Source organism: Kribbella sp. NBC_00709 (genome assembly GCF_036226565.1).
GTDB lineage: Bacteria > Actinomycetota > Actinomycetes > Propionibacteriales > Kribbellaceae > Kribbella.
Genome location: NZ_CP108996.1, coordinates 5,937,591 through 5,955,922 on the forward strand (window position 1 = coordinate 5,937,591; position 18,332 = coordinate 5,955,922).

Annotated in this window: 20 protein-coding genes; 11 read left to right on the plus strand and 9 right to left on the minus strand. The window is 68.8% G+C overall.

Annotated features, from left to right (window positions below):
• The first annotated feature begins 4 nt into the window (after positions 1–4).
• Genes OHA18_RS29200 through OHA18_RS29210 form a run of 3 tightly spaced genes read left to right on the plus strand, consistent with a single transcriptional unit; the run spans position 5 to position 2,081 of the window.
• Positions 5–781, plus strand: coding sequence for an ABC transporter ATP-binding protein (locus tag OHA18_RS29200; RefSeq protein WP_328998523.1), 777 nt, complete (start codon positions 5–7; stop codon positions 779–781).
• Entirely contained in the window at positions 771–1,643 is an 873-nt protein-coding gene (locus tag OHA18_RS29205) for an ABC transporter permease (protein ID WP_328998524.1), read from the plus strand. The genes OHA18_RS29200 and OHA18_RS29205 overlap by 11 nt, the downstream gene beginning before the upstream one ends.
• A 27-nt stretch (positions 1,644–1,670) precedes the next feature.
• Positions 1,671–2,081: a PLD nuclease N-terminal domain-containing protein gene (locus OHA18_RS29210; RefSeq protein WP_328998525.1), complete on the plus strand. Its 411-nt coding sequence runs from the start codon at positions 1,671–1,673 to the stop codon at positions 2,079–2,081.
• Between the two features lie 36 nt (positions 2,082–2,117).
• On the opposite strand, the gene OHA18_RS29215 is transcribed toward OHA18_RS29210, so the two are convergent.
• The 4 genes from OHA18_RS29215 to OHA18_RS29230 form a co-directional block, all read right to left on the minus strand.
• A complete protein-coding gene (locus OHA18_RS29215; RefSeq protein ID WP_328998526.1) occupies positions 2,118–2,411 on the minus strand; it encodes a WhiB family transcriptional regulator in 294 nt (97 codons plus the stop codon).
• Between the two features lie 227 nt (positions 2,412–2,638).
• Entirely contained in the window at positions 2,639–3,187 is a 549-nt protein-coding gene (locus OHA18_RS29220; protein WP_328998527.1) for a histidine phosphatase family protein, read from the minus strand.
• Between the two features lie 9 nt (positions 3,188–3,196).
• Positions 3,197–3,454 carry a hypothetical protein gene (locus OHA18_RS29225; protein WP_328998528.1) on the minus strand — a complete coding sequence of 86 codons (258 nt, stop codon included), beginning with the start codon at positions 3,452–3,454 and terminating at the stop codon, positions 3,197–3,199.
• Positions 3,455–3,618: 164 nt separating this feature from the next.
• On the minus strand, positions 3,619–4,134 hold the full coding sequence (locus OHA18_RS29230; protein WP_328998529.1) for a GNAT family N-acetyltransferase: 516 nt from the start codon (positions 4,132–4,134) through the stop codon (positions 3,619–3,621).
• 205 nt (positions 4,135–4,339) lie between these two features.
• On the opposite strand from OHA18_RS29230, the gene OHA18_RS29235 reads away from it, so the two are divergent.
• Positions 4,340–5,431 carry a 3-deoxy-7-phosphoheptulonate synthase gene (locus OHA18_RS29235; RefSeq protein WP_328998530.1) on the plus strand — a complete coding sequence of 364 codons (1,092 nt, stop codon included), beginning with the start codon at positions 4,340–4,342 and terminating at the stop codon, positions 5,429–5,431.
• 4 nt (positions 5,432–5,435) lie between these two features.
• Here OHA18_RS29235 and OHA18_RS29240 read toward each other — a convergent pair whose 3' ends face one another.
• Positions 5,436–6,479: a LacI family DNA-binding transcriptional regulator gene (locus OHA18_RS29240; RefSeq protein ID WP_328998531.1), complete on the minus strand. Its 1,044-nt coding sequence runs from the start codon at positions 6,477–6,479 to the stop codon at positions 5,436–5,438.
• A 144-nt stretch (positions 6,480–6,623) separates the two neighbouring features.
• On the opposite strand from OHA18_RS29240, the gene OHA18_RS29245 reads away from it, so the two are divergent.
• Genes OHA18_RS29245 through OHA18_RS29260 form a run of 4 tightly spaced genes read left to right on the plus strand, consistent with a single transcriptional unit; the run spans position 6,624 to position 11,298 of the window.
• Positions 6,624–7,622, plus strand: a complete 999-nt coding sequence (locus OHA18_RS29245) for a substrate-binding domain-containing protein (protein ID WP_328998532.1) — start codon at positions 6,624–6,626, stop codon at positions 7,620–7,622.
• A gap of 3 nt (positions 7,623–7,625) precedes the next feature.
• The gene (locus OHA18_RS29250; protein ID WP_328998533.1) at positions 7,626–8,612 is read left to right on the plus strand and encodes an ABC transporter permease; all 987 of its coding nucleotides are present in this window, start codon (positions 7,626–7,628) and stop codon (positions 8,610–8,612) included.
• The gene (locus OHA18_RS29255) at positions 8,609–9,403 is read left to right on the plus strand and encodes an ATP-binding cassette domain-containing protein (protein WP_328998534.1); all 795 of its coding nucleotides are present in this window, start codon (positions 8,609–8,611) and stop codon (positions 9,401–9,403) included. The genes OHA18_RS29250 and OHA18_RS29255 overlap by 4 nt, the downstream gene beginning before the upstream one ends.
• Positions 9,400–11,298: a glycoside hydrolase family 32 protein gene (locus tag OHA18_RS29260; protein ID WP_328998535.1), complete on the plus strand. Its 1,899-nt coding sequence runs from the start codon at positions 9,400–9,402 to the stop codon at positions 11,296–11,298. Before OHA18_RS29255 ends, OHA18_RS29260 begins: the two co-directional genes overlap by 4 nt.
• Here OHA18_RS29260 and ybaK read toward each other — a convergent pair.
• Positions 11,285–11,788 carry a Cys-tRNA(Pro) deacylase gene (ybaK, locus tag OHA18_RS29265; RefSeq protein ID WP_328998536.1) on the minus strand — a complete coding sequence of 168 codons (504 nt, stop codon included), beginning with the start codon at positions 11,786–11,788 and terminating at the stop codon, positions 11,285–11,287. The two genes, OHA18_RS29260 and ybaK, sit on opposite strands and share 14 nt — an antisense overlap.
• Positions 11,775–12,461 (minus strand): helix-turn-helix transcriptional regulator, encoded by a 687-nt coding sequence (locus OHA18_RS29270; protein WP_328998537.1) that lies wholly within the window; start codon positions 12,459–12,461, stop codon positions 11,775–11,777. The genes ybaK and OHA18_RS29270 overlap by 14 nt, the downstream gene beginning before the upstream one ends.
• Before the next feature lie 76 nt (positions 12,462–12,537).
• Here OHA18_RS29270 and folE point away from each other — a divergent pair, with 76 nt between their 5' ends.
• Positions 12,538–13,149 (plus strand): GTP cyclohydrolase I FolE, encoded by a 612-nt coding sequence (gene folE, locus OHA18_RS29275; RefSeq protein ID WP_328998538.1) that lies wholly within the window; start codon positions 12,538–12,540, stop codon positions 13,147–13,149.
• A gap of 52 nt (positions 13,150–13,201) precedes the next feature.
• Here folE and OHA18_RS29280 read toward each other — a convergent pair whose 3' ends face one another.
• Entirely contained in the window at positions 13,202–13,525 is a 324-nt protein-coding gene (locus OHA18_RS29280; protein ID WP_328998539.1) for a hypothetical protein, read from the minus strand.
• A gap of 217 nt (positions 13,526–13,742) precedes the next feature.
• Here OHA18_RS29280 and OHA18_RS29285 point away from each other — a divergent pair, with 217 nt between their 5' ends.
• Both OHA18_RS29285 and OHA18_RS29290 read left to right on the plus strand, forming a co-directional pair.
• Positions 13,743–15,140: a 3' terminal RNA ribose 2'-O-methyltransferase Hen1 gene (locus tag OHA18_RS29285; RefSeq protein ID WP_328998540.1), complete on the plus strand. Its 1,398-nt coding sequence runs from the start codon at positions 13,743–13,745 to the stop codon at positions 15,138–15,140.
• Positions 15,140–17,656, plus strand: coding sequence for a polynucleotide kinase-phosphatase (locus OHA18_RS29290; RefSeq protein ID WP_328998541.1), 2,517 nt, complete (start codon positions 15,140–15,142; stop codon positions 17,654–17,656). Before OHA18_RS29285 ends, OHA18_RS29290 begins: the two co-directional genes overlap by 1 nt.
• Before the next feature lies 1 nt (position 17,657).
• On the opposite strand, the gene OHA18_RS29295 is transcribed toward OHA18_RS29290, so the two are convergent.
• Positions 17,658–18,302: a hypothetical protein gene (locus OHA18_RS29295; RefSeq protein ID WP_328998542.1), complete on the minus strand. Its 645-nt coding sequence runs from the start codon at positions 18,300–18,302 to the stop codon at positions 17,658–17,660.
• Positions 18,303–18,332 lie beyond the last annotated feature (30 nt).

Consider the following 18,332-nt stretch of genomic DNA (forward strand, 5'->3'; position numbering starts at 1 on the left):
CGACATGACCGCGACAGTCGAGGCCGATCGAGCCGTGCAGGACGGGACCAGCACGGTGCGTTTTCACCAAGTGGGCAAGACGTTCGGGACCGGCCGGAAGGCGGTGACCGCACTGGACGGTGTCGATCTCGAGGTCGCTGCGGGGGAGTTCGTCTGCCTGCTCGGCGCGTCCGGCTGCGGGAAGACCACGCTGCTGAACCTGGTCGCGGGCCTGGACCAGCCGACGGCCGGCCGGATCGAGATCAACTCCTCGCGCCCGGCGGTCGTCTTCCAGGAGCCGGCGCTGATGCCGTGGCTGACGGCGGCCGGAAACGTCGAGCTGCCGTTGCGGATGGCCGGCGTACCGAAGGCGCAGCGGCGGACGAAGGCAGCCGAGCTGCTCGGGCTCGTGCGCCTCGCCGGCCTGGGCGACAAGCGTCCGCACGAGCTGTCCGGCGGCATGCGCCAACGCGTCGCGCTGGCACGGGCGCTCGCGTCCACGACGGACAACACCGACGGGAAGCCGTCGTTGCTGCTGATGGACGAGCCGTTCTCCGCGCTCGACGCGATCACCCGCGACGTCCTGCAGGGCGAGCTGCTGCGGATCTGGCGAGCCACCGGTACGGCGATCCTGTTCGTCACCCATGACGTCCGCGAGGCCGTGCGGCTCGGCCAGCGCGTCGTACTGCTGTCGTCGCGGCCCGGGCGCGTCGTGCAGCAATGGGACGTGAACGACGCTCCCGATGCGGTCGACGAGATCAACACCGCTCTGCGCAAGGTGATCAGCAGTCATGCCGCTTGACGTCCAGGAAGGATCCGTCGAGGCCGGCCTGGACGCCCTCGACACACCCGTCAACGCGCCCGAGGGTTCGCGGGTACGGCGGCTCGCCGCGCGAGTGCTGCCACCGGTCGGGGCGATCGTCGTACTGGTGGCGATCTGGCAGGCGTTGTGGGCGGCTGCGTTCTGGCCCGAGTTCAAGCTGCCCTCGCCGGCGGCGGTCTGGAGTCAGATCTGGCAGCTGGTGTCCAGCGGCGACATCGCCGAGCTGTTCTGGGTTTCGGTGCACCGGGCCGTGATCGGCTTCGCGATCTCGCTGCTGATCGCCGTACCGCTGGGCCTCGCGATCGCGAACATCACCGTTGTACGGCGGGGGATCGGGCCGCTGGTCTCCGGTCTGCAGAGCCTGCCGTCGGTGGCCTGGGTGCCGGCGGCGATCCTGTGGTTCGGGCTGAACGATCGCGCCATCTACTGGGTCGTGCTGCTCGGTGCGGTCCCGTCCATCGCGAACGGTCTGGTGTCCGGCCTCGACCAGGTCCCGCCGATCCTGCCGCGGGTCGGCAAGGCCCTCGGAGCCGGCCGGTTCGGCGGCATCCGGTACATCTTGCTGCCCGCCGCACTGCCCGGATTCCTCGGCGGCCTCAAACAAGGCTGGGCGTTCTCGTGGCGGTCGCTGATGGCGGCCGAACTGATCGCGACCTCGCCGGAGCTGGGCGAAGGCCTCGGCCAGTACCTGCACAACGGTATGTCGCTGTCCGATATCTCGATGGTGTTCGCCGGCATCGTGCTGATCTTCGTGGTCGGCGTCGGCATCGAACTACTGGTGTTCCGCCCGCTCGAGAACAGCGTGCTGCGAGCGCGCGGACTCACCGCCTCCGCCCGCTGAGCGGGTCAGCGCCGTACTGTTGGGAACGTGGTTCGATTTCTGCCGTTCCTGATCAGTCTGGCGCTGAGCGTGTATGCGCTGTTCTCCTGCATCCAGACACCCGACGAGGACGTACCGCACCTGCCCAAGCTGGCGTGGATCGTCCTGATCGTGTTCGTCCCGTTTGTGGGGCCGATCGTCTGGCTGCTGATGTCGCGCACGCAAGGCGGCGGTGGCGGCCGCGAGGCCGTCGTACGACCGTCGCGGCCGGTCAGCCGCCCACTCGCGCCCGATGACGATCCCGACTTCCTCAAGTCGCTGGACCGCTACCGGGACCCGCGCACGACGATCAAGCCGCCGCCGGAGCCCGAGGATCCGGCGGACGAGGACCGCCCCCAGGACAAGCCGAAGAAGACGTCCGACGACACCCCGTCCGAAACCGACGACGGGAACGCCTGACACCTTCAGTCCGGTTTGCTCCTACGCAGCCAACGCCTATGCAGACCGTCGGTGCTCGGGGAGGACGTTGTTGTCGCGCTCGGACTCCGTGGTGCCGCCCCACACGCCGTACGGCTCTCCCACGGAGAGGGCGTGCTGCCGGCACTCGGGCTGGACCGGGCAGGTCCCGCACAGCGACTTGGCGACCATCTCGCGGGCGCGTTTGCGAACGCCGCGCTCCGATTCGGGTGAGAAGAAGAGCTCCGGGTTGACGTCCCGGCATGCGGCTTGCGACTGCCAGTCCCACAGATCCATGAGCGGGCGGGGCAGACGAGGCATCCCTCTCGACATGGCAACCTCCTATGACTCACCGTAAGCGCGGACGGGCGCTCGGTGAAAACTATGCTCATCTCTTACGTAGTTCAACCCTTGTTGTCTCGAAGTTCGGGCCATTCGTTATCACCGCGTGCCGTTGCGGCCCGTGATCGGGGCTTTTCAGGCGGCACAGGTGTTCACGTCATCACCTCGTGTGACATGAGTCACTTCGGGGTGCAAGATCGTCTGCACGTGCAGATGCTTCAGCCGTCGTTCGCGGGGTCGTAGCGGTAGTACTCGTGGCCTCCGTGGACCGTTGCCTTCTCACCCGTCAGCGCCCGGATCACCGTTGCGTGGGTGATCGCGAGGACCGGTCCGTCGGTGCTGGCGGTGTGCCTGGCGAGGGCCGCGCGGGCCCGCTCGCGGACCTGGGACAGCGGCTCCCACGGTCGCTCCACACCTTCGGGCCACTCGCCGTCGTACGCCTCGAACTCGGCCTGGGCGGCGTGGACGTCGGTGATGCTGCGCCAGCGGCCGGTCTTGTCCGGCAGCCAGTCGCGCAGGTCGTAGTCGACCTTGACGCCGAGGGCGAGCCGGTGGCCGATGATCGCGGCGCTGTGCAGGGCGCGGGTGAACGGCGAGCTGACCAGGTACGTCGCGCGGATGCCGCCGAGCAGGTCGGCGAGCTCCTCGGCCTGCTTCATCCCGACCGCACTGAGGGGGGCGGAATCGGCCGCCGTCCCGGGCAGGCCCCGGGAATCGATCGGCTCGTAGTCCGGCTCACCGTGCCGGACCAGGTAGATCTGCGTCACGGCCACGTTCTACCTCAGATGCCTGGCCCCTGCCCATCCACGCGTGTGGCCGGGCGGCGGCGGGAGCGGATCGGTGAGCGACGACGGCGGCCGGACCTGGTGCAGCTCGTCGAACAGGTTGTCGAGGCCGGCCCGCGGCCCGGACGGGCTCTGCCCGTCGACCCAGCGGACCTCCGTCGCGCCTTGGTGACCGTGCACCGCGAGCACCGAATCCAGGTCCGGCCAGACGGCGGTGGCCGGGTTGTCGCCCCGCCATCGCAACGCCACCGAGCCGTCGCTGAACTCACAGCCCTCAGCTACCACTCCGGTGCCCGAAACCCCACTCGGATCCCGATACCGAACCAACTCGAAGGTCCGCGGCCTCACCACCTGCTGCACTCCCCGTCGTCTAGCCGGTCTTGCAGCCCTCAACGAGCCCGCACCGCTTCCGGTTACTGACCGGCAACCGGCCGCCGCATGACGATGCGGTCCGCGGGGTCCAGTCCCAGCGCCGTTTCCGTCGCCCGGATCTCCACCAATCCAGGCGTCAGCTCCGCTTCCGCGACCTCCGAAAACCCGAGTCGCGCGTAGTACGGCCCGTTCCACGGCACGCTGCGAAACGTGGTGAGGGTCAGGGCCGGGATCCCCTGCCCGGCCGCCCATCGGTCGACGTGCTCGATCAGTTGCCGCCCGATTCCGCGGCCTTGGTGCTCAGGATGCACGCTGATCTGCTCGATGTGCACCGCGCCGTCCACGAGCTCGACGAAGACGAAGCCGGTCGGCTTGTCGGCGTCGTCGACCGACACCCACAGCCGACCCGCCTGGCGGCATCGGTCGAAGATCTCCAGGGCGGGCGGCGGGTGTTCGGCGACGTCGGTCAGACCGATCTGGCGGAAGAGCACGCCGGCGGCGGTCTCGAGGTCCTGGAGGCCGGGCAGTTCGTCTCGATGGGCGGTACGAATGTTCACGGGTGCTATTGTCGTCGACGTGAAGCGCAGCTATTGGCGATTTTTTGAGTGGCCGGCTCTGGTGCCGGGCAGCTCAGCCGATCGCTGACGCCCGACCACACACACCACAGCCGGCCCGAAGCCAAGGACATCCGTCCTTGGCTTTTCTCGTTCTCAGCCGGCTGCTGCGCTGCAACGCGAGCGGACCGGCAGAAAGGTCCCCACGATGAACACCCTTCCCAAGCCGACCGAACAGACCCGTCAGCAGGCCCGAGTCGTCGATCGCCGGATCGAGAAGACGGTCCCGCTCGTCACGCCGCAGGCGTTGCACGACGAGTTCCCGTTGAGCGACGAGCTGGCCCGGACCGTGGCCGACGGGCGGCAGGCAGTGGCCGACGTACTCAACGGTGTCGACGACCGGCTGCTCGTTGTCGTCGGCCCCTGTTCGGTGCACGACGCCAAGGCAGCCCTCGAGTACGCCGAACGACTCCGGCCGGTCGCCGAGCGTCTCTCCGACGGACTCTTGATCGCGATGCGCGTGTACTTCGAGAAGCCGCGCTCCACGCTCGGCTGGAAGGGCCTGATCAACGACCCGGGCCTCGACGGCTCCGGCGACGTGAACCGCGGTCTCCGGATCGCCCGTCAGCTCCTGGTCCAGGTCACCGAGCTCGGTCTTCCGGCCGGCTGCGAGTTCCTCGACCCGATCACCCCGCAGTACATCGCGGACACCGTCGGCTGGGGTGCGATCGGCGCCCGGACCGTCGAGAGCCAGGTGCACCGCCAACTGTCGTCCGGGCTGTCGATGCCGATCGGGATGAAGAACCGCCCGGACGGCTCGATCGCCACCGCGGTCGACGCGATCAAGGCCGCCGCCGTACCGCATGTCTTCACCGGTATCGACCACGACGGCGCGCCCGCGATCCTGCACACCCGCGGCAACCCGGACTGCCACCTGGTACTGCGTGGCTCGGACAGCGGACCGAACTACGACGCGGACTCCGTCGCCGGCGCGGTCGAACTCCTGCGCAAGGCCGGCCTGCCCGAGCGGGTCGTCATCGACGCCAGCCACGGCAACAGCCGCAAGGACCACCGCCGCCAGCCGGTCGTGGCGGAGGACATCGGCGCGCAGGTCGCGGCGGGCAACCAGGCGATCGTCGGCGTCATGCTCGAGTCGTTCCTGCAGGAGGGCCGTCAGGACCTCGACCCGACCCGGGAGCTGACCTACGGCCAGTCGATCACCGACGCCTGCATGGGCTGGGAGACGACCGTGAGCACCCTCGAGAAGTTGCGCGACGCAGCAATCGTTCGCCACGGATAGCTGTTCATGCGGAGGTCTCACAGCGGCTACGGACCGAACCTGACCGGCTGACGCAGCCGCACGACTCCCGGTGCATGATCTCCGCAGGCAGCCGGACTGCCTGCGGAGGTGCACCGGGATCGTTCATCCGGCGCAGCAGCAACTGCACCGCGCGGGCTCCGATCGCCGCCGACGGTTGGGCGACCGTGGTCAGTCCTGGACTGAACAGATCAGCCCACGCGAAGTCGTCGAACACGGTGACGGCGAGGTCGCGCGGTACCTTCACGCCGGCCGCCCGGAGCGCGGCGAGGGCGCCGATGGTCATGTTGTTGTTGGCGGCAAACACCGCGGTCGGGCGCGAGCGGAGTTCGAGCAACTCCAGCGTGGCCCGGCGGCCGCCGTCACCGGTCGAGGAGCCGTCGACCACGAGCGCCGGATCGACCGGTACGCCGGCCCGCTGGTGGGCGAGGTGGTACCCGCGGAGTCGTTCGCTGCTCGTCGACAGTCCCTGGATGCCGGCCAGCATCCCGATCCGGGTGTGGCCGAGCGAGATCAGGTGGTCGCTCACCGCCGCGGTCGCTGCCTCGTTCTCGACGCCGACCTGGTCGACCCGGAGTTCGGGGTCGATCCGGTCCACGACGACGTACGGGATCGGATGGTCCCGCAGCAGCGGCAGGGTGACGTCGCGCCAGCCGACCGCCGGCGCGATCACCAGGCCTTCGATGTGGTGGGCGATCAGGTTCGCGACCGCGGCCGACTCGTGCCGTGCGTCGTCGCGTGTGTCGACGATGATCAGGTTGAGGCCGGCCCGGGTCGCCTCGCCGTCGATGCCCTGGATCAGTTCGACCCAGTACGGGTTGGAGGCCGCGGTGATCGCCAGGCCGATGGTCTGGTTCGAGCCGGCGGCCAGCGAGCGCGCGGTGGGGTGGTGCTGGTAGCCGAGGATCCGCATCGCATGGTGCACCCGTTCGCGGGTCTTCGGCGCGACCAGGCGGGTGCCGTTCACGACATGCGAGACCGTGCTCACCGACACTCCGGCGGCGCGGGCGACCTCGGTCATCGTGACCATCCGTCGTATGGTCATCGCTCTGCGTGCTTTGCGCAAGGCTTTGCGCAAACCCGGCGGGCGGCTCCGGAAGCGGTCTAGCTTCGCTGCCCAGACCTTCGCCCGGGTCTGCGGCCCGGGCCTACCCATCCCCGGGAGGGCAGCCCCGTGAGAAGAACCGTCCCCGTGATCCTGCTGGCGGCGTCGCTGGCATGTACGACGGCGTGCACGAAGACCAAGTCCGGCGGCGACAGTGCGGGAAGCAGCGGCCCGATCAAGATCGGGCTGGTCACCAAGACCGACACCAACCCGTACTTCGTCAAGCTCCGCGAATCCGCCAAGGCACACGCGCAGGACAAGGGCGCCGAGCTGATCGCGGTCGCCGGGAAGTTCGACGGCGACAACGAGGGCCAGGTCGCCGCGATCGAGAACCTGGTCCAGCAAGGCGTGAAGGGCATCATGATCACGCCGAGCAACTCGACCGGCATCCTCGGCGCGCTCAAACAGGCCAAGGAGAAGGGCGTTCTGGTGATCGCCCTCGACACCGAGACCGATCCGAAGGACGCCGTCGACGCGACGTACGCGACCAACAACACGACCGCGGGCGAGCTGCAGGGCAAGTACATCAAGGCCACGCTCGGCTCGACGCCGCCGAAGCTGCTGATGATGGACGGTACGCCGGGTGGAACCGTGGACGAGCAACGCCATCGTGGATTCCTGCAGGGGATGGGATTGAAGGACGGCGATCCGGCGATCCTCAGCGCGGCGCCGACGAACGGCGACCAGAACAAGGCGCAGGCCGCGATGGAGAACCTGCTGCAGCGCGACTCGACCGTGAACGCCGTCTACACGCTGAACGAACCGGCGGCCCGCGGCGCCGTCGCGGCGCTGTCCGCAAAGGGCCTGACGGGGAAGGTTGCCGTCGGCTCCATCGACGGCGGGTGCCAGGGCGTGGCGGATGTGAAGGCCGGCAAGTACCTCGCGACCGTCATGCAGTTCCCCAAGAAGATGGCCGAGCAAGGTGTCGACGCGGTCGTCGACTTCGCCAAGAACGGGAAGAAGCCGACGGGCTTCATCGACACCGGAGCCCGGCTCATCACCGACAAGCCGCTGCCGGGCCTCGACGCCAAGGACACCGCCTGGGGCGCCCAGAACTGCTGGGGCTGAGCGATGAGCCTGGCGCAAACCTCGTCACTGCGGAACCGTTCCGCGGAAGCGTTCCTGCACAATCCCGCACTCGGCCCGTTGGGTGCGTTGATCGTCGCGATCATCGTGTTCTCGGCAACGACCAGCACCTTCCTGACCGTCGACAACCTGTCTTTGGTGATGCAGCAGTCGTTGGTCGTCGCGACGCTGGCGCTGGGACAGACGTTGATCGTCCTCACCGGCGGCATCGACCTGGCCAACGCCGCGATCATGGTGCTCGGGACGATGGTGCTCGCTCGACTGGTGACCGAGGGCGGCCCGTCCGGGGTCGCCTTGCTGATCGGCTTCCTGGTGTGCGCGGCGCTCGGTGCGATCTCCGGCGGTCTGGTGACGATGCTCAACCTGCCGCCGTTCATCGTGACGCTCGGCATGCTGACCGTCGTACTCGCGGCCGGCCGGTTGTACTCCGAGGGCAACTCGTTTCCGGTGACCAACGACGTGCTCGGGGTACTCGGTGAAGGCGGCTATCTGTTCGGCCAGCTCAAGGTCACCCACGGGATGACGCTGGCCGTGGTGATGTTCGCGGTCACCTGGTACGCCCTCACCCGGACCGCCTGGGGTCGCCATGTGTATGCCCTCGGCAACGATCCCGAGGCGGCCCGGCTGACCGGCATCCACGTCGGCCGGACCCGCTTCAGCGTCTACCTGATCGCCGGCGTGATCTACGCCTTCGCCGCCTGGCAGGCACTCGGCCGGATCCCGAACGCGGACCCGAACGCCTTCCAGACCGGCAACCTGGACAGCATCACCGCGGTCGTCATCGGCGGCACCAGCCTGTTCGGCGGTCGAGGCAGCGTGCTCGGAACGGTCGTCGGCGCACTGATCGTCGCCGTACTGCGCAGCGGGCTGACGCAGGCCGGCATCGACAGCCTGTACCAGGACGTGGCGACCGGCGTCCTGGTGATCGCCGCCGTCGCGTTCGACCAGGTCGTCCGAAGGAGGTCGCGATGACTGCACCAGCTCTCGAAGCGCGCGGTCTCGTCAAACGCTACGGCCGGGTGACGGCGATCGACGGCGCCGACTTCGACCTGTACGCCGGGGAAGTGCTGGCCGTGGTCGGCGACAACGGCGCCGGCAAATCCAGCCTGATCAAGGCGCTGTCCGGCGCACTGATCCCGGACGCCGGCACGATCCTGCTCGACGGTGAGCCGACCCATTTCCACTCGCCGCTCGATGCGCGCCATGCCGGCATCGAGACAGTCCACCAGACCCTCGCGCTGGCCCCCGCGATGGACATCGCGACCAACCTGTTCCTCGGCCGCGAAGTACGCCGTACCGGACCGCTGGGCACCGTGTTCCGGGTGCTCGACCGGACCGCGATGCGGCACCAGGCGCAGCAGCAACTAGATGCCCTCGGCATCGAAACCGTGCAGCACATCGGCCAGCTGGTCGAGACCTTGTCCGGCGGTCAGCGCCAGGCGGTCGCGGTCGCGCGGGCCGCGATGTTCGGCAGCCGGCTGGTGATCATGGACGAGCCGACCGCGGCACTCGGCGTGAAGGAGTCCCGGCAGGTGCTCGACCTGATCCGCCGGATCCGCGATCGGGGCCTGCCGGTGGTGCTGATCAGTCACGACATGCCGCAGGTGTTCGAGATCGCCGACCGCATCCACGTGCATCGCCTCGGCCGCCGGGCCGCGGTCGTCAGCCCGGCGGATGCGTCGATGAGTCAGGTGGTCTCGCTGATGACCGGAGCGCTGCGCCCCGGCGACCCGGATGCGCCGCAGGACCTGGTGGACCGATGATGATCAAGGCACTGGTGGCGACACTGACACTGATAGGGGTTCTCGGAGTGCGAGCCGACGTACCGAAGGACTATCCGGACTTTCCGTATCCAGCGACGAACTACCAGGAGGACAACCGCGGGCAGTTCCACTTCAGCACCCGCGGCGGCTGGATGAACGACGTGAACGCGCCGCTGTACTACCGCGGCGTGTATCACCTCTACTACCAGCACAACCCGTTCAGCTTGGTCTGGGACACCATGCACTGGGGTCACGCGACCAGCACCGACCTCGTGCACTGGACGCAGCGACCGATCGCGCTCGACCCGCACGTCCATCCCGGCGACCTGTGGTCCGGCGGCGGTGTGGTCGACACCGGGAACACGAGCGGTCTGAAGGCCGGCGATGACGACCCGATCATCGTCTACTCCGGCACCAACGGCGTGACCGTCTTCTACAGCCTGGACGGCGGCAACACCTTCAAGACGTACGCCGACGGCAAGAAGGTGGCCACGCCCGGGGGCACGAGTCGCGACCCGAAGGTGTTCTGGGATCCGGAGTCGAAGCACTGGGGCATGGTCGTGTGGTCCGACGAGGGCGGCAACGGCCTCGACTTCTACACGTCCACCAACCTGCTCGACTGGACGTTCGCCTCGCGGTACCAGGCGGACTGGGCGTTCGAGTGCCCGAACATGATCCGGATGCCGATCGACGGCGGGTACCGCTGGGTCCTGCACGACGGCAGCGGCGAGTACCAGGTCGGCGACTGGGACGGTACGGCGTTCCACACCGACTGGACCGGGCCGCAGAAGATCAACCAGACCAACACGTATGCCGGCAGCGGGTACTACGCCGCGCTCAACTTCTCGAACCTGCCCAACGACCGTGTCGTGTCGATGGCCTGGCAAGGCGAGAACCAGGGCTCGAGCTGGACCGGCAACGCATCCTTCCCGGTCGACCTGAAGCTGAAGCACACCAGTGATGGCCTGCGCGTGGTCAGCAACCCGATCCCGGAGCTCGCGTCGCTCCGCGAGAACACGCAGACCCTGAAGAACCTCACCGTGGCGGACGAGCGCCACGCACTTCCCGGCGGTGACACCTACGAACTGGAGACCACGCTCGATGTCCGCAAAGCCTCGAAGGTCAGTCTCCGGCTGCACGCGAGCCCGGACGGCTGGTTCGATGGGCAGATCGTGTACGACGCGAAGGCGCAGACGCTCGACGGGACGCCGCTGCGGCCGGTCGACGGGAAGATCAAGCTGCACCTGCTGGTCGACCGCGGTCAACTCGACGTGTTCGGGAACGACGGTGAGGTGTACCAGAGCTACAACGTCAACTTCGACAGCCTCCCGGGCGGCAACGGGATCGACCTGGTCGCCGACGGCCGGGTGCAGGTGGAGTCGCTGACCGTCACCCAGCTCGCGTCGATCTGGAAGCACCGGGCCGAGTCGACGCTGACGACGAACGTCGAGGGCGAGTGGTACCCGGCCCGCGGCACCTGGTCGGATGTTGCCGGAGGCAAGCAAGGACAGTCGTCCGGTGACGGGTTCTACCTGAGCAAGGCGAGCGGCTCCGACTTCACGCTGGACGGCGACGTCAAGCTCGTCGACGGGATCGCCGCGGCGCTCACCTTCCGCGCCGACAAGGACGCGTCCCAGCACTACACGGTGAACGTCGACGCCGGTGCGAATGTCGTGAAGCTGTGGCGGCCCGGCCGGGACATCGCCACCGTCCCGTTCCAGGTCGAGCGCGGGCGGACGTACCACTTCAAGGTGGTTGCCAATGGCCCCAGTCTGAAGGTGTGGGTCGACGGCAACCAGGTGATCGACGCGACCGACGACACGATCACATCCGGTCAGTTCGGGATGAACGTCTACAACGGTACGGCGGTGGTGCAGAACCTCACCGTGCGATAGCCGCCGTGCGGGCCTTGGTCACCGTGATCAGGTCCGCGGGGGACAGGCCGATGTCGAGACCGCGCCGGCCGCCCGACACGTAGACCCTCGGGTGGTCGGTGGCGGTGCTGTCGACCACGGTGGGCAGGGCGCGCTTCTGGCCGATCGGGCTGATCCCGCCGACGACGTACCCGGTGGTGCGCTCGGCGGCGGCCGGGTCGGCCATCACCGCCTTCTTCCCGCCGGCCGCGGCCGCGATCGCCTTCAGGTCGAGCTGCTTGCCGACCGGTACGACGCCGACCGCGAGCTTCCCGTCGACCTCGACGAGCAGCGTCTTGAACACCTGCTCCGGCGCCAGCCCGAGCGCCTCGGCGGCCTCCAGCCCGTACGACTTCGCCGCCGGGTCGTGCTCGTACGCGTGCGTCGTGAACTCGATCTTCGCCTTCGTCAGCGCAACCGTCGCCGGGGTGCCCTGACTCGTCTTACCCGTCGCCTGTTTACTCCGTGCCACTCGGCGAGCTTAGTCCGGCCGGCACGAGGCGAACGCAGCAGTGGCCGGAGGACGGGGCGAGGGTGGCCTCGTACGGGAGGTCGAGGGCGCTGACGATTCCTGCGAGCAGATGCAGGTTCATCCCGCAGACCAGCTTCGGTTGTTCCTGGGCGATGCGCTGGAACGGGCAGTTGACCAGCGCGATGCCGTCCTTGTCCGCACGCGGTTCGAAGCCGTGCGACGCCAGGATCTCGATCACCGGGGATTCGCCCGCCGCGCGGCCGATCGCCTCGCCGTACTCCCGGGCCCGCCGGTTGACCGCTTCGCGCGGCGACGTACCGGCGGCTTCGGCGTCTTCGACGGCGGCGGCGAGCAGGCGGCCGGCGACGGCGTACTGGCGCTCGGGGAGGGTGATCTCGATCTCGCGGTCGGAGCGGTGATACAGCTTGGCGGGCCGGCCGGCGCCCGGACCGGTGCGTCCGCTGCGGCGCTCGTAGCAGGTGTCGAGCAGGCCCTCTTCGGTGAGCCGGTCGAGGTGGAACGCGGCCGTCGTCCGCGGGATGCCGAGCTCGGTCGCGGCCTCGTCCCGGCTCACCGGGCCCGGCGATGCCACGACGTACTCGTAGAGCCGGCGCCGCGTCGGCTCGTCGAGTACGGCGACCGCCTGAACCTCTGCGTCCCACGAGGTGTCCACGGGATGATTCTATCGACAACTTGCGTTGATGTAACAGTTATAGTGGCTCTTCGTTGACACTTCAGGGAGTGAGCAGATGGCGATCTCGGCCGACCTCGAGTCCGTCCCCCTCCATATCGTCGCCCGGCGGGAGGAGATCGATCTTCCGGCCGCGCAGCGCGCCGTCGCCGACCTGCTGACGGCGCTCGGGCGCGACCCGCAGAGCGCGCATCTGGCGGACACCCCGCGCCGGGTCGCGAACGCCTACGCGGAGATGCTCACGCCGCGCGAGTTCGAGCTGACCACGTTCCCGAACGACGAGGGGTACGACGAGCTCGTGCTGGCCAAGGACATCCCGGTGCAGTCGCTGTGCGAGCACCACCTGCTGCCGTTCCAGGGCGTCGCGCACGTCGGGTACCTGCCCGGTGACCGCATCCTCGGGCTGTCGAAGCTGGCCCGGGTGGTGGAGCTGTTCGCCCGCGACTTCCAGGTGCAGGAGCGGCTGACCAAGCAGGTCGCCGACTGGCTCCAGGACCACCTCGACCCGAAGGGGGTCGGTGTGGTGATCGAGGCCGAGCATCAGTGCATGTCGCTGCGCGGAGTCCGCGCGACCGGCTCGCGGACGGTCACGTCGTCGCTGCAGGGGATCCTGCGCGACAACCCCAGCTCGCGGCAGGAGTTCTTCGCGCTGACCGGCCTCACCCCGTAGGCCGGGCGGTCAGTCCGAAGGTTCGATCCGGTGGTTCGATGCGGAGGTGCGGTCAGGCCGACGCGACCGCCGGCGGGTGGTGACGGGTGCGGCGTCCGGTGGCCAGGATATGGGTGAGCTCGCCCGGCAGGAGGTCGGTGCCCGGCACCGGCTCCATCTCGGAGACGTCCAGCCAGCGCACCACGGTGGCGCCGCAGTGGCCGTGGACGGCGAGGATCGAATCCAGATCCGGCCAGACGGCCGTGGAGGGGTTCGGGCCGTGCCAGCGGAGCGCGACCGAGCCGTCGGTGAAGACACATCCTTCGGCGACGACGCCGGTGCCGGAAACCCCGCTGATGTCGGTGTAACGGACGAGTTCGAATGTCTGGGGTTTCACTGGCTACACCCCGGGAGGCGACAAAATGGTGCCATGATCCTTTCCCCGTAGTCACGTGCTTGGGCTCTCGCCACAAACCGGGGACATGTACCGACTGTCAGCGGGGAAGGACGGTCTGTAGCGACTCATCTTCTCAACACAAGCTAGATCCAAAGGCGCGAACACGCCAGTCCTGAATCCGCGTGTCTCAATCCGCGACCCATGATCGAATACAGCGGTGTTCCTGACCCTTGGTACCGACCTGACCGGACTAGACGCACCTGCGAGTGATTTCGGGTTCCTCTTGCACAAGAACCCGGCCCGACCGCAGGCGATCGAGGTCACCGGCGGATGGGCCCATGTCTTCTACCCGGAGGCGACCGACGAGCGCTGTACGGCGGCGGTGCTGCTGGAGATCGATCCGATCGGGCTCGTCCGCTCCGGCCGTGGCAAGGCAGCGGAAGGGTTCACGCTCGGGCAGTACGTGAACGACCGCCCGTACGCCGCCTCCAGCCTGCTCGCGGTCGCGCTGGCGAAGCTGTTCCGGACCGCGATGAACGGTCGCTGCGACGCACGTCCTGAGCTGGCCGCCCGCGCGATCCCGCTCGAGATCCACGTCCCGGCGCTCCCGTGCCGGGGCGGCTCCGACCTGGCCGGGCGCTTGTTCGCCCCGCTCGGCTGGTCCGTCGACGCTCGTCCCGTGCCGCTCGATCCGGAGGTCCCCACGTGGGGCGATTCGCGGTACGTCGACCTGCGGCTGACCGGCGTACTGCGGCTCGCCGATGCACTCAATCACCTGTACGTGATGTTGCCCGTGCTGGACGACGCCAAGCACTACTGGGTCGGATCCGACGAGGTCGACAAACTGGTGCGAGCGGGCGAGGGCTGGCTCGCTGCCCATCCCGAGAAGGACCTGATCTCGCGGCGCTACCTCGCCCACCGGCGGTACCTGGCCGACGCGGCTCTCGAGCGGCTCGCCGAGGTCGATGGCGAGGAGTTGGCCGACGAGTCGTCCGACGAGGGCTCGGTCTCGCTCGCTGTCGAGCGCCGTACGACGGTGGCCGCGGTACTGCGTGAGCTGGGCGCGCGGCGGATCGCGGACATCGGCTGTGGCGAGGGCGCGCTCGTCGGTGAGCTGCTGAAGGACCCGATGATCGGCGAACTGATCGCGACGGACGTGTCGGCGCGGGCGCTGATCCGAGCGAAACGACGGCTGCACTACGACGACCTGCCCGACCGGCAGCGCGACCGGCTCCGGTTCCTGCAGTCGTCGGTCACGTACTCCGACGACCGGCTGGCCGGGCTGGACGCGGTTGTGCTGATGGAGGTCGTGGAGCACGTCGACCCGCCACGACTGCCTGCGCTGGCCCATTCGATCTTCCGCACTGCCCGTCCGGCAGCCGTCGTGATGACCACCCCGAACAGCGAGTACAACGTGCGCTTCCCGTCCCTCCCGGCCGGCAACTTCCGCCACCCCGACCACCGCTTCGAGTGGACCCGGCCAGAGTTCGAAACCTGGTCCCGCGACGTGGCCGACCGCTACGGCTACGCGGTCGAGTTCCGCGCCGTCGGACCGGTCGACCCCGACGTCGGCCCACCGACTCAGCTCGCCTTGTTCCGGCGGGAGGAGGCGTGATGAAGATCGACGTACCAGCGCTCTCCCTCGTGGTCCTGGTCGGAGCGAGTGGCTCCGGCAAGTCGACCTTTGCGCGGAAGCACTTCCTGTCGACCGAGGTGATCTCCAGCGACTTCTGCCGTGGGCTGGTGTCCGACGACGAGAACGATCAGGCCGCGACCAAGGACGCCTTCGAGGTCCTGAACTTCATCGCCGGCAAGCGCCTCGCGGCCGGCCGGCTGACCGTCATCGACGCGACCAACGTGCAGCCCGACGCACGCAAGGAGCTCGTGAACCTGGCCCGCGAGTACGACGTACTCCCGGTGGCGATCGTCTTGGACCCGCCGGAGCGGGTCTGCGTCGAGCGCACCGAGCAGCGCGCCGACCGGCAGTTCGGCGCGAAGGTCATCACCCGGCAGCGCTCGCAACTGAAGCGCGGCCTGCGGAGTCTCAAGCGTGAAGGCTTCCGGACCGTGCACGTGCTGACGAGCGTCGACGAGATCGATGCCGTCAGCATCGAACGCACCCGGCTGTTCAACGACCTCAAGGATCGGACCGGACCGTTCGACGTCATCGGCGACGTCCACGGCTGCCGTCCCGAGCTCGAGCAGCTGCTCACGGACCTCGGCTACACGCTGACCCGCGACGACGCCGGCCGCCCGATCGACGCCGTACACCCGGACCGCCGTGCCGTGTTCGTCGGCGACCTGGTCGACCGCGGCCCCGACTCACCCGGCGTACTGCGCCTGGTGATGGGGATGGTTGCCGGAGGCCACGCGTACTGCGTCCCGGGCAACCACGAGGACAAGCTGCTGCGGGCGCTGCGTGGCAAGAACGTGAAGATCAGCCACGGCCTCGAGACCACCCTCGAACAGCTCGCCGCGGAGCCTGCGGAGTTCCGCGACGCAGTGGCCGAGTTCATCGACGGGCTGATCTCGCACTATGTGTTCGACGGCGGCAAGCTCGTCGTCTCGCACGCCGGCCTGGTCGAGCGGATGCACGGCCGGGCGTCCGGCCGGGTCCGTTCGTTCTGCCTGTACGGCGAGACGACGGGGGAGACCGACGAGTTCGGGCTGCCGGTGCGCTACCCGTGGGCGAACGACTACCGCGGCCGCGCGACGGTCGTCTACGGCCACACGCCGACGCCGGAGCCGGAGTGGATCAACAACACGATCTGCCTCGACACGGGCTGCGTCTTCGGTGGATCCCTGACCGCGTTGCGTTACCCGGAGCGCGAACTCGTGTCGATCCCAGCAGCCAAGGAGTACTACGCGCCGGCCAAACCGTTGCACGTGGCAACGGCGCCGACCCGCGAGCCCGATGTACTCGAGCTGGCCGACGTGACCGGCCGGCGGGTGATCGAGACCGCGACGCATGGGCGACTGAGCATCCGGGCCGAGCAGGCCGGCGCGGCACTGGAGGTGATGAGCCGGTTCGCGATCGATCCGCGGTTCCTGCTGTACCTGCCGCCGACGATGAGCCCGGTCGCGACATCACCGGAGCCGGGACTGCTCGAGCACCCGCGGCAGGCGTTCGAGACGTACCGGGCGCAGGGCGTCACCGAGCTGGTGTGCGAGGAGAAGCACATGGGCTCGCGAGCGGTCGTGCTGCTGACCCGGGACGACGACGTTGCGGAGAAACGGTTCGGTCTCGCCGGCCGAGGTGCGATCCACACGCGGACCGGGCGTTCGTTCTTCGATGCGGAGCTGACGGACGAGCTCCTGCTCCGGTTGCGGGCGGTCGCCGCGCGGACAGGCCTGTTCGAGGACACGTCCTGGATCCTGCTCGACGCCGAGCTGCTGCCGTGGAGTGCGAAGGCCGAAGACCTGCTCCGCAACCAGTACGCCGCCGTCGGCGCGGCCGCCCGTACGTCGTTGCCCGCAGCAACTGCAGCGCTACGGTCGGCTGTCGCAGCTGGGCTGGAGGTGGGTGAGTTGCTGTCGACGATGGAGCGCCGTACGGCGAACGCTGCCAAGTTCACCGACGCGTACCGGCGGTACTGCTGGCCGACCGACGGACTCGACGGAGTGCGGTTGGCGCCGTTCCAGGTGCTCGCGTCCGAAGGGGCGACGTACCAGGACCGGCCGCACGCATGGCATCTCGACGTCGCGGACCGGATGGGTGCCGAGGGCCCGGAGTTGATCACGCCGACCCGACGGCTGTTCGTCGACGCCGGCAACTGGGAGGCCGGGATCACTTGGTGGGAGGAGCTGACCGGCGCCGGTGGCGAGGGCATGGTGGTGAAGCCGGCCGCGAACCTGACCCGGACCGGGAAGGGCCTCGCGCAACCCGGCCTGAAGGTGCGCGGCCAGGAGTACCTGCGCCTCATCTACGGCCCCGACTACACCGACCCGGCCAACTTCACCCGCCTCCGCGACCGCAACCTCGGCCACAAGCGCTCCCTGGCGCTCCGCGAGTACGCCTTGGGCATCGAGGCGCTGGATCGCGCAGCCCGAGGTGAGCCCCTGTGGCGCATCCACGAATGCGTCTTCGCAGTACTCGCCCTGGAGTCCGAGCCGGTCGACCCGCGTCTCTGACTCACTGCCGTTGCCGAAGGCGCACGACGACGACGGTCCCGATCGCGACAACGAGCATGACGGCCGGCAGTGCGGCGATCAGAAAATCCAGGGCGACATAGGCGTTGCAGGCGGCGGTGGGGGCGAGACCGATCGCGACCGGAATCACCGCCCGCCGGTCGGCGCGGTGGACGCGGTACAGGACCAGAGGTGTGAACAGCCAGAAGGCGAACAGCAGGATGCCGATCCCGGCGGACCCGACGAGCTCGGTGCCCTCGGCCACCAGCAGCCAGGCGAACCCACCGACGGCGAGGACCACGATCGCGACCGCGGTCGGGAGTCCGTGCAGGCGGGCGCGCAGCCCGAGCCCTCGATGCGAGGCCGCCACCGCGAGGTAGCAGCCGATCACCGCGAGTTCGACGCACGCTGCCGCGACGATCAGGTACAGGCCGTCGATGGAGTTGGTGCTCCCGTCGTCAGGCGCAACGCACGCGTTGCCGTCCTGGCACCAATCCCCGTCGTCCCCACCGGCGAACAGTCCCGGCAGCCACAGGAAGGCCGCCCAGATCAGCGGCAGACTCAGGAAGCTGACCACAGCGGTGACGCGGAACAGGTTGCCGGCCGGTCTCGGGACCGGGCGGCGCAGATCGAGACGGGGGTCGGTCACGCGAACACGATGGCAAGCGAAGGGGCCATC